General features: G+C 64.5%; 9 protein-coding genes. All 9 read left to right on the top strand.

What is annotated here, in order from left to right; genetic code table 11:
- Nucleotides 1–9: 9 nt before the first annotated feature.
- Complete coding sequence (rpoC, locus tag CR157_RS20430; protein WP_110285371.1) at nt 10–4,230, top strand: DNA-directed RNA polymerase subunit beta'; 4,221 nt, start codon at nt 10–12, stop codon at nt 4,228–4,230.
- Nucleotides 4,231–4,389: 159 nt separating this feature from the next.
- Entirely contained in the window at nt 4,390–4,764 is a 375-nt protein-coding gene (gene rpsL / locus CR157_RS20425) for a 30S ribosomal protein S12 (protein ID WP_071943783.1), read from the top strand.
- Nucleotides 4,765–4,884: 120 nt separating this feature from the next.
- Entirely contained in the window at nt 4,885–5,355 is a 471-nt protein-coding gene (rpsG, locus tag CR157_RS20420; RefSeq protein WP_102626760.1) for a 30S ribosomal protein S7, read from the top strand.
- 44 nt (nt 5,356–5,399) lie between these two features.
- A complete protein-coding gene (gene fusA, locus CR157_RS20415; RefSeq protein ID WP_110285370.1) occupies nt 5,400–7,520 on the top strand; it encodes an elongation factor G in 2,121 nt (706 codons plus the stop codon).
- Between the two features lie 29 nt (nt 7,521–7,549).
- Nucleotides 7,550–8,743 carry an elongation factor Tu gene (gene tuf, locus CR157_RS20410; protein ID WP_110285369.1) on the top strand — a complete coding sequence of 398 codons (1,194 nt, stop codon included), beginning with the start codon at nt 7,550–7,552 and terminating at the stop codon, nt 8,741–8,743.
- Nucleotides 8,744–8,907: 164 nt separating this feature from the next.
- A complete protein-coding gene (gene rpsJ, locus CR157_RS20405) occupies nt 8,908–9,219 on the top strand; it encodes a 30S ribosomal protein S10 (protein ID WP_021819602.1) in 312 nt (103 codons plus the stop codon).
- Between the two features lie 161 nt (nt 9,220–9,380).
- Nucleotides 9,381–10,019 carry a 50S ribosomal protein L3 gene (gene rplC, locus CR157_RS20400; protein ID WP_110285368.1) on the top strand — a complete coding sequence of 213 codons (639 nt, stop codon included), beginning with the start codon at nt 9,381–9,383 and terminating at the stop codon, nt 10,017–10,019.
- Between the two features lie 14 nt (nt 10,020–10,033).
- On the top strand, nt 10,034–10,642 hold the full coding sequence (gene rplD, locus CR157_RS20395) for a 50S ribosomal protein L4 (protein WP_110285367.1): 609 nt from the start codon (nt 10,034–10,036) through the stop codon (nt 10,640–10,642).
- Nucleotides 10,639–10,935 carry a 50S ribosomal protein L23 gene (gene rplW, locus CR157_RS20390; protein ID WP_110285366.1) on the top strand — a complete coding sequence of 99 codons (297 nt, stop codon included), beginning with the start codon at nt 10,639–10,641 and terminating at the stop codon, nt 10,933–10,935. Before rplD ends, rplW begins: the two co-directional genes overlap by 4 nt.
- The last annotated feature ends 9 nt before the right edge of the window (nt 10,936–10,944 follow it).

Raw genomic sequence — 10,944 nt, 5'->3', positions numbered from 1 at the left:
AGCCTCCCAATGAAAGATTTGGTGAAAGTCCTCAAATCGCAGTCTCAGTCCGACGAGTTCGACGCGATCAAGATCACGCTCGCGTCGCCGGACATGATTCGCTCCTGGTCCTTCGGCGAGGTGAAGAAGCCCGAGACCATCAACTACCGCACCTTCAAGCCGGAGCGTGACGGCCTGTTCTGCGCCAAGATCTTCGGTCCGGTGAAGGACTACGAGTGCCTGTGCGGCAAGTACAAGCGCATGAAGCACCGCGGGATCATCTGCGAGAAGTGCGGCGTCGAGGTGACCAAGGCGGCGGTGCGCCGCGAGCGCATGGGCCACATCGAGCTGGCCTCGCCGGTCGCCCACATCTGGTTCCTCAAGTCGCTGCCGTCGCGTATCGGCATGTTCCTGGACATGACCCTGCGCGACATCGAGCGCGTGCTCTACTTCGAGAGCTTCGTGGTCATCGATCCGGGCATGACCACGCTCGAGCGCGGCCAGTTGCTCAACGACGAGCAGTACTTCGAGGCCCTCGAGGAGTTCGGTGACGACTTCGACGCCCGCATGGGGGCCGAGGCCGTCCAGGCGCTGCTCAAGGACATCGACCTCGAGGAGGAGATCGACCGCCTGCGCGAGGAGATCCCCCAGACCAACTCCGAGACCAAGATCAAGAAGCTCTCCAAGCGGCTCAAGCTGCTGGAGGCCTTCTACAACTCGGGCAATGCCCCGGCGTGGATGGTCATGGAGGTGCTGCCGGTGCTGCCGCCGGACCTGCGTCCGCTGGTGCCGCTGGACGGCGGGCGCTTCGCGACCTCCGACCTCAACGACCTCTACCGTCGCGTGATCAACCGCAACAACCGCCTCAAGCGGCTGCTCGACCTCAATGCGCCGGACATCATCGTGCGCAACGAGAAGCGCATGCTGCAGGAGGCGGTGGACGCCCTGCTCGACAATGGCCGCCGCGGCCGGGCCATCACCGGTTCCAACAAGCGCCCGCTGAAGTCGCTCGCCGACATGATCAAGGGCAAGCAGGGGCGCTTCCGTCAGAACCTGCTGGGCAAGCGCGTCGACTACTCCGGGCGCAGCGTGATCACCGTGGGCCCGACCCTGCGCCTGCACCAGTGCGGCCTGCCCAAGAAGATGGCGCTGGAGCTGTTCAAGCCGTTCATCTACTCCAAGCTGCAGAGCCTCGGCCACGCCTCCACCATCAAGGCCGCCAAGAAGATGGTCGAGCGCGAGCTGCCCGAGGTGTGGGACATCCTCGCCGATGTCATCCGCGAGCACCCGGTGCTGCTCAACCGCGCCCCGACCCTGCACCGCCTGGGCATCCAGGCCTTCGAGCCGCTGTTGATCGAGGGCAAGGCGATCCAGTTGCACCCGCTGGTGTGTGCCGCCTACAACGCCGACTTCGACGGTGACCAGATGGCGGTCCACGTACCGCTGACGCTGGAAGCCCAGCTCGAGGCCCGCGCGCTGATGATGGCCACCAACAACGTGCTGTCACCGGCCAACGGCGAGCCGATCATCGTGCCGTCCCAGGACGTGGTGCTGGGTCTCTACTACATGACCCGCGAGCGCATCAACGCCAAGGGCGAGGGCATGGTGTTCGCCAACCTCAACGAGGTCGAGCGCGCCTTCGGCACCCAGCACGTCGAGCTGCACGCCCGCGTCAAGGTGCGCCTGACCGAGGTCGAGTTCGACGAGGCCACCGGCGAGCGCAGCGAGCATCGCCGGCTGTACGACACCACCGTGGGGCGTGCGCTGCTGTTCCGCATCCTGCCCGAGGGCGTGCCCTTCGAACTGGTCGACCAGTCGATGAAGAAGAAGGCGATCTCGAAGCTGATCAACGAGGTGTATCGCCGTGCCGGCCTCAAGCCGGCGGTGATCTTCGCCGACCAGCTGATGTACACCGGCTTCCGCCTGGCGACCTGGTCCGGTGCCTCCATCGGCGTCAACGACTTCGTCATCCCCGGGGCCAAGGCCGAGATCATCGAGGCCGCCGAGGAGGAAGTGAAGGAGATCGAGGACCAGTTCTCCTCCGGTCTCGTCACCGCCGGCGAGAAGTACAACAAGGTCATCGACATCTGGTCCAAGGCCAACGACAAGGTGGCCAAGGCGATGATGGCGGGCATCTCCAAGGAGACCGTGACCGACCGCGACGGCCAGCAGGTCGAGCAGGACTCGTTCAACAGCGTCTTCATCATGGCCGACTCCGGCGCCCGGGGTAGTGCCGCCCAGATCCGCCAGCTGGCGGGGATGCGGGGCCTGATGGCCAAGCCGGACGGCTCGATCATCGAGACACCGATCGTCGCCAACTTCCGTGAAGGCCTGAACGTCCTGCAGTACTTCATCTCGACCCACGGCGCGCGGAAGGGCCTCGCGGACACGGCACTCAAGACCGCCAACTCCGGTTACCTGACCCGTCGCCTGGTCGACGTGGCCCAGGACATGGTGATCACCGAGTCGGATTGCGGCACCGAGAACGGCCTGACCCTGCACCCGGTGATCGAGGGTGGCGACATCATCGTCTCCCTGGCGCAGCGCGTGCTGGGCCGCGTGGTGGCCCAGGACGTCATCGATCCGGCCTCCGAGGACGTGCTGATCCCGCGCGGCACCCTGCTCGACGAGGCCTGGTGTGCCGAGCTCGACACCATGGGCGTCGACGAGATCGTGGTGCGCAGTGCGATCAGCTGCGAGACCTCCCACGGCGTCTGCGCGGCCTGTTACGGCCGCGACCTGGCGCGTGGCCATCAGGTCAACATCGGCGAGGCGGTGGGGGTCATCGCCGCCCAGTCGATCGGCGAGCCGGGCACCCAGCTGACCATGCGGACCTTCCACATCGGCGGGGCCGCGTCGCGTGCCTCGGCGGTGGACAGCGTCCAGGTCAAGCACGGCGGCCGCGTGCGCCTGCACAACATCAAGCACGTCGAGCGCGCCGACGGCAAGCTGGTGGTGGTGTCCCGCTCCAGCGCCCTGGCGGTGGCCGACGATCATGGCCGCGAGCGCGAGTACTACAAGCTGCCCTACGGTGCCGAGCTCTCGGTCAAGGACGGTGACGTTGTGGAGGCGGGCCAGGCCGTGGCCAAGTGGGACCCGCACACCCACCCGATCGTCGCCGAGGCCGAGGGTACCGTGCAGTACGCCGATATGGACGAGGGCCTGACCATCCACCGCAGCGTGGACGAGATGACCGGCCTCTCCTCCATCGAGGTGATCGAGGCCGCCGCGCGCCCCATGGCCGGCCGCGACAAGCGTCCGATGATCCTGCTGTCCGACGAGGCCGGCAAGTCGGTGACCGTGACCGGCTCCGACACCCCGGTACAGTACCTGCTGCCGGGCAAGGCGATCGTCACCGCCGACAACGGCTCGAAGATCGGCGTCGGCGAGATCGTCGCGCGGATCCCGGTGGAGGCGTCCGCCAACAAGGACATCACCGGGGGTCTGCCGCGGGTGGCCGACCTGTTCGAGGCGCGCAAGCCGAAGGAGCCGGCGATACTGGCCGAGATCAGCGGCGTGATCAGCTTCGGCAAGGAGACCAAGGGCAAGCGTCGCCTCACCATCACCCCCGAGGGCGGTGGCGACCCGTTCGAGATGCTGATCCCGAAGTGGCGCCAGATCGCGGTCTTCGAGGGCGAGAGCGTCGAGAAGGGCGAGGTGATTTCCGACGGGCCGAGCAACCCCCACGACATCCTGCGCCTGCTGGGCGTGGCGGAGCTGGCCAAGTACATCACCGCCGAGATCCAGGACGTCTACCGGCTACAGGGCGTGGGCATCAACGACAAGCACATCGAAGTGATCGTGCGTCAGATGCTGCGCAAGGTGGAGATCACCGACTCCGGGGACTCGGACTTCATTCCGGGCGACCAGGTCGAGCTGGTCCGGGTGCTCGAGCAGAACGCCCGTCTCGAGAAGGCGGAGAAATTCCCGGCCAAGTACCAGCGGGTGCTGCTGGGTATCACCAAGGCCAGCCTGGCCACCGAGTCGTTCATCTCCGCGGCCTCCTTCCAGGAGACCACGCGGGTGCTGACCGAGGCGGCGGTCACCGGCAAGCGCGACTACCTGCGCGGCCTGAAGGAAAACGTGGTGGTGGGACGCCTGATCCCGGCCGGTACCGGCCTGACCCACCACGCGGAGCGCAAGCGCAAGCGTGAGGACGCCGACCGCCTGCTCCACCCGTCGGCCTTCGATGTCGAGCAGGAGTTGGGCGCCCAGCTCACTGCGCTCGACTCGGATGACGACGAGATTTGACGACGGGCGATGCCACCTGGCGCCTCCCCCCGGCGGGGGAGGCGCCATGCTTGACGGCCAGCCTCGTCAGCCATTAGAATGCGCAGCCTTTAACAGTGGGGTGGGTGCGCCCGCGCCCGCTGGAAAGGCAAGGCAACCCATTGGAGTCAGCTACACACCATGGCAACGATCAATCAGCTCGTGCGCAAGCCGCGCAAGCGCCAGGCCGCCAAGAGCGACGTGCCGGCGCTGCAGGCCTGCCCGCAGAAGCGCGGGGTCTGCACCCGCGTCTACACTACTACCCCGAAGAAGCCGAACTCGGCACTGCGGAAAGTCTGCCGCGTGCGCCTGACCAACGGCTACGAGGTCTCCTCGTACATCGGTGGTGAGGGCCACAACCTCCAGGAGCACTCCGTGGTCCTGATCCGCGGCGGCCGTGTCAAGGACCTTCCCGGTGTGCGCTATCACACCGTGCGTGGCGCCCTGGACACCTCCGGCGTGCAGAACCGCAAGCAGGGGCGCTCCAAGTACGGTACCAAGCGTCCCAAGGTGTAATCGGGTGGTTCACGCCAACCCCACTGAATACATGGCATCGGTCTGATAAGAGTAAGGTCGAGCACCACCGTCGGTGGTCGTCTCGGGTTTACCTGAAGGACCCTTTACAGAGGGCTTATCATGCCTAGAAGAAGAGTTGCGGCTAAGCGCGAGATCCTGCCGGATCCCAAGTTCGGAAGCGAGCGCCTGGCGAAGTTCATGAACCACCTGATGGTCAGCGGCAAGAAGTCCGTAGCTGAGCGCATCGTCTATGGTGCGCTGGACAGGGTTGCCGAGCGTAGCAAGGAAGAGCCGCTGGAGATCTTCGACAAGGCGCTGGAAGCCATCCAGCCCATGGTCGAGGTCAAGTCACGCCGCGTCGGCGGCGCGACCTATCAGGTGCCGGTCGAGGTGCGTCCTTCGCGCCGTCAGGCACTGGCCATGCGCTGGCTGGTGGATGCCGCCCGCCGTCGTGGCGAGAAGACCATGGTGCAGCGCCTGGCCGGCGAGATGCTGGATGCCGCCGAAGGCAAGGGCTCGGCCGTCAAGAAGCGTGAGGACGTGCATCGCATGGCAGAGGCCAACAAGGCCTTCTCGCACTATCGTTTCTAAGTGCAGCGCTTCTAACGCATCGCCAACCAACGGGGAGTTCCAACGTGGCTCGCAAGACTCCGCTAAATCGTTACCGCAATATCGGTATCGTTGCACACGTCGACGCCGGCAAGACCACCACGACCGAGCGTGTCCTGTTCTACACCGGCCTGTCCCACAAGGTCGGCGAGGTCCATGAGGGCGCCGCCACCATGGACTGGATGGAGCAGGAGCAGGAGCGTGGCATCACCATCACCTCCGCGGCGACCACCTGCTTCTGGCAGGGCATGAACAAGCAGTTCGATGAGCACCGCATCAACATCATCGACACCCCCGGGCACGTCGACTTCACCATCGAGGTCGAGCGTTCCCTGCGCGTGCTCGACGGTGCCGTCGTCGTGCTGTGCGGCTCCTCCGGCGTGCAGCCCCAGACCGAGACCGTCTGGCGTCAGGCCAACAAGTACGAAGTCCCGCGCATGGTGTTCGTCAACAAGATGGACCGTACCGGCGCCGACTTCTTCATGGTGGTCGAGCAGCTCAAGGAGCGTCTCGGCGCCAACGCCGTGCCGATCCAGATCAACTGGGGCACCGAGGACGAGTTCAAGGGCGTCATCGACCTGATCACGATGAAGGCCATCCTCTGGGATGAGGCCAACTTCGGCATGAACTACGACTTGGTGGACATTCCCGCCGAGCTGCAGGAAACCGCCGAGAAGTATCGCGAGGAGATGGTCGAGGCGGCCGCCGAGGCCTCCGAGGAGCTGATGGACAAGTACCTCGAGGAGGGCGAGCTTACTCCCGAGGAGATCAAGGCCGGCCTGCGTCGTCGTACCCTGGACAACGAGATCGTGCTGGTCACCTGCGGCTCGGCGTTCAAGAACAAGGGCGTGCAGGCGGTGCTGGACGGCGTCATCGAGTACATGCCGTCGCCCACCGAGGTCAAGGCCATCGAGGGTGAGCTGGACGACAAGGACGGCACCATCGCCACGCGCGAGGCGGACGACAGCGCGCCCTTCTCGGCGCTGGCATTCAAGATCGCCACCGACCCCTTCGTCGGCACCCTGACCTTCATCCGCGTCTATTCGGGCGTGCTGAAGTCGGGCGACAGCGTCTACAACTCGGTCAAGCAGAAGAAGGAGCGCGTGGGGCGTATCGTGCAGATGCACGCCAACTCCCGCGAGGAGATCAAGGAAGTGCTGGCCGGCGACATCGCCGCCTGCATCGGCCTCAAGGACGTCACCACCGGCGACACCCTGTGCGACCTGAACGACAAGATCGTTCTCGAGCGCATGGAATTCCCGGACCCGGTGATCTCCGTGGCCGTCGAGCCGAAGTCCAAGGCCGACCAGGAGAAGATGGGCGTGGCGCTGGGCAAGCTGGCCCAGGAAGACCCCTCCTTCCAGGTCAAGACCGACGAAGAGACCGGCCAGACCATCATCTCCGGCATGGGCGAGCTGCATCTCGACATCCTCGTCGATCGCATGCGCCGCGAGTTCAAGGTCGAGGCCAACATCGGCAAGCCGCAGGTGGCCTATCGCGAGACCATCCGCAAGAGTGTCGAGCAGGAAGGCAAGTTCGTTCGCCAGTCCGGCGGTCGCGGCCAGTACGGCCACGTCTATCTTCGCATCGAGCCTCTCACCGCAGAGGACAAGGGCGAAGACGAAGAGATGCACTTCAAGTTCGCCTCGGAAATCGTTGGCGGCGTGGTTCCCAAGGAATACGTGCCGGCCGTCGAGAAGGGGGCCTACGAGCAGCTGCAGAACGGTGTCATCGCGGGCTACCCGATGATTGACGTCAAGGTCACGCTGTTCGACGGTTCCTACCATGACGTGGACTCGAACGAGACCGCGTTCAAGGTTGCCTCTTCCATGGCGATCAAGGAAGGTGCCAAGAAGGCGAAGGCCGTGCTCCTGGAGCCGGTGATGAAGGTCGAGGTCGTGACCCCCGAGGACTTCATGGGTGACGTCATGGGCGACCTGAACCGCCGTCGTGGCCTCGTTCAGGGCATGGATGACTCCTCTTCCGGCAAGGTCATCCGCGCCACGGTACCGCTGGCTGAGATGTTCGGTTACGCGACCGACCTGCGTTCTCAGACCCAGGGCCGCGCAAGCTACACCATGGAGTTTGCGAGTTACGAAGAGGCGCCGTCCAGCGTCGTTGAAGCCGTCATCAACCAGAACGGTTAACCGTTAGCTAACGTAAAGAGGTTATAGCAGTGGCTAAGGAAAAATTCGAACGTTCCAAACCGCACGTCAACGTCGGCACCATCGGTCACGTCGACCACGGCAAGACCACCCTGACTGCGGCCCTGACCCGTGTCTCCGCCGAGGTGTTCGGTGGCGATTGGCGCGAGTTCGACTCCATCGACAACGCCCCGGAAGAGCGTGAGCGCGGCATCACCATCGCCACCTCTCACGTGGAATACCAGTCCGAGCAGCGCCACTACGCGCACGTCGACTGCCCGGGGCACGCCGACTACGTCAAGAACATGATCACCGGTGCGGCCCAGATGGATGGCGCCATCCTGGTGGTGTCCGCCGCCGACGGTCCCATGCCGCAGACCCGCGAGCACATCCTGCTCTCCCGTCAGGTCGGCGTGCCGTACATCGTCGTGTTCCTGAACAAGGCCGACATGGTCGACGACGAAGAGCTGCTCGAGCTGGTCGAGATGGAAGTCCGCGAGCTCCTGAGCGAGTACGACTTCCCGGGTGACGACTGCCCGATCATCACCGGTTCCGCCCTGATGGCCCTGGAGGGCAAGGACGACAACGGCATGGGTACCACCGCCGTTGCCAACCTGATCAAGGCCCTGGACGACTACATCCCGGAGCCGGAGCGCGCCATCGACCAGCCGTTCCTGATGCCGATCGAGGACGTCTTCTCCATCTCCGGTCGCGGCACCGTGGTGACCGGGCGTATCGAGCGCGGCATCATCAAGGCCGGCGAAGAGATCGAGATCGTCGGCATCAAGGACACCACCAAGACCGTCGTCACCGGTGTCGAGATGTTCCGCAAGCTGCTCGACGAAGGTCGTGCGGGCGAGAACGTCGGCGCCCTGCTGCGCGGCACCAAGCGCGACGAGGTCGAGCGTGGTCAGGTCCTGGCCAAGCCGGGCACCATCACCCCGCACACCGTCTTCGAGGCCGAGGTCTACGTGCTGTCCAAGGAAGAGGGTGGTCGTCATACCCCGTTCTTCAAGGGTTACCGTCCGCAGTTCTACTTCCGTACCACCGACATCACCGGTACCTGTGAACTGCCGGAAGGCGTCGAGATGGTCATGCCGGGCGACAACGTCAAGATGGTTGTCACCCTGATCGCCCCGATCGCCATGGACGAGGGTCTGCGTTTCGCCATCCGCGAAGGCGGTCGTACCGTCGGCGCCGGCGTCGTGGCCAAGATCGTTCAGTAAGTCTCCGGACTGCTGGAACGATCGAAGGGGGCTCCGTGAGGGGCCCCCTTTCTGCGCACCGCGGCGAGTGATTGACACCCGTTGCCGGCGTGCCTATAATGCGCATCCTTTGAATGCGTGGGTGGACGGCTCGCGCCGTCGAGATCCATTGGAGTTTAGGGCAAATGCAGAACCAGAAGATTCGCATTCGGTTGAAGGCTTTCGACCATCGCCTGATCGACCAGTCCGCTGCGGAGATCGTTGAGACCGCCAAGCGTACCGGCGCCCAGGTTCGTGGTCCGATTCCCTTGCCGACCAATCGCGAGCGGTATACCGTGCTGATCTCGCCGCACGTCAACAAGGACGCGCGCGACCAGTACGAGATTCGTACCCACAAGCGTGTGCTCGACATCGTCGAACCCACGGAAAAGACCGTTGATGCCCTGATGAAGCTCGACCTCGCCGCCGGCGTGGACGTGCAGATCAAGCTCGACTGAGACCACACTAGACACTCGCGGCCCAGCGCTCGTCCGCCCCGGAAAGGCCGGCATGAGCAGCAGCCGCCACGCCGTGATGGCGTCACACAACGTGCTAGTGGAATGCTCTGGAAAGGGCAGCCATAGCGGGTGACAGCCCCGTACACTAAAGGAGACTGAGAATGACTATCGGTTTGGTCGGTAGGAAGGCCGGGATGACTCGCGTCTTCACCGAGGATGGCGCATCCGTGCCCGTGACCGTGATCGAGGTTGAGCCCAACCGCGTGACTCGCGTCAAGTCCGTCGAGAGCGACGGCTACGCCGCGGTTCAGGTGACAACCGGCTCCCGCAAGGCCAAGCACCTGTCGAAAGCCCAGGCCGGGCTGTTCGCCAAGGCAGGTGTCGAGGCCGGTCGTTCGCTGATGGAGTTTCGCCTTCCCGAAGGCTTTGATGCTCCGGAAGTGGGCGGCGAACTCACCGTATCCCTCTTCGAAGCTGGTCAGATGATCGACGTGACCGGCACCTCCAAGGGCAAGGGCTTCCAGGGCGCCGTCAAGCGCTGGAACTTCCGCACCCAGGACAACACCCACGGTAACTCCCTGTCGCATCGCGCGCCGGGTTCCATCGGCATGTGCCAGACGCCGGGCCGCGTGTTCAAGGGCAAGAAGATGGCCGGCCAGATGGGCAACGTCCGTTGTACCGTGCAGAGCCTCGAAGTCGTCCGCGTCGACGCCGAACGCAACCTGTTGCTGGTCAAGGGTGCCGTACCCGGCGCCACCGGCAGTGATGTCATCGTGCGCAGCGCCGTCAAAGCAGGCTGAAGGGGAACTTACCGATGAATCTGAATCTTGCAGGTGCAGGCGCCGGTACCGTCGAAGTATCCGATGCCACCTTTGGCAAAGAATTCAATGAAGCGCTCGTGCACCAGGTCGTCACCGCCTATCTGGCCGGTGGTCGCCAGGGCACCCGTGCCCAGAAGAACCGTTCCGATGTGCGCGGCGGCGGCAAGAAGCCGTGGCGCCAGAAGGGCACCGGCCGTGCCCGTGCCGGTACCATTCGCTCGCCGATCTGGCGCAGCGGCGGCGTGACCTTCGCGGCCCGTCCGCAGGACCACTCCCAGAAGGTCAACCGCAAGATGTACCGCGCGGCCATGCGCTCGATCCTCTCCGAGCTGGTGCGTCAGGAGCGTCTGGTCGCCGTCGACGAGATCACCGTCGAGGCGCCCAAGACCAAGCAGCTGGTGGCCAAGCTCAAGGAGCTCGACCTGGAGAAGGTGCTGATCGTCACCGAGGAAGTCGACGAGAAGCTCTACCTCGCCGCCCGCAACATCCCCAATGTGGATGTGGTGGATGTGGCTGCCGCCGACCCGGTGAGCCTGGTCGCCTTCGACAAGGTGCTGGTCACCGTCTCCGCCCTGCGCAAATTCGAGGAGAAGCTGGCATGAACCAGGAGCGTGTATTCAAGGTTCTGCTCGGTCCGCACGTGACCGAGAAGGCCGCCATGGCCGCCGAACGCAACCAGTACGTGTTCAAGGTGGCCAGCGACGCGACCAAGCCCGAGATCAAGAAGGCCGTGCAGGTCCTGTTCGGCAAGAAGGTCGACCGCGTTCAGGTGCTGAACATGAAGGGCAAGACCAAGCGCACCGCGCAGGGTCTGGGTCATCGCCAGGGGTATCGCAAGGCCTACGTGACACTGGCCGCCGGCGAAACCCTTGAAGACTTCTCTGGCGCCGAATAAGGGCAGGAG

The organism is Halomonas sp. LBP4 (genome assembly GCF_003202205.1).
In the GTDB taxonomy this organism is placed as follows: domain Bacteria; phylum Pseudomonadota; class Gammaproteobacteria; order Pseudomonadales; family Halomonadaceae; genus Halomonas; species Halomonas flagellata.
This window is presented reverse-complemented; position numbering and strand designations above follow the sequence as displayed.

Coding starts and splice junctions, on each gene's coding strand:
- rpoC (WP_110285371.1), top strand. CDS start 10: ATGAAAGATTTGGTGAAAGTCCTCAAATCGCAGTCTCAGTCCGACGAG.
- rpsL (WP_071943783.1), top strand. CDS start 4,390: ATGGCAACGATCAATCAGCTCGTGCGCAAGCCGCGCAAGCGCCAGGCC.
- rpsG (WP_102626760.1), top strand. CDS start 4,885: ATGCCTAGAAGAAGAGTTGCGGCTAAGCGCGAGATCCTGCCGGATCCC.
- rpsJ (WP_021819602.1), top strand. CDS start 8,908: ATGCAGAACCAGAAGATTCGCATTCGGTTGAAGGCTTTCGACCATCGC.
- rplC (WP_110285368.1), top strand. CDS start 9,381: ATGACTATCGGTTTGGTCGGTAGGAAGGCCGGGATGACTCGCGTCTTC.
- rplD (WP_110285367.1), top strand. CDS start 10,034: ATGAATCTGAATCTTGCAGGTGCAGGCGCCGGTACCGTCGAAGTATCC.
- rplW (WP_110285366.1), top strand. CDS start 10,639: ATGAACCAGGAGCGTGTATTCAAGGTTCTGCTCGGTCCGCACGTGACC.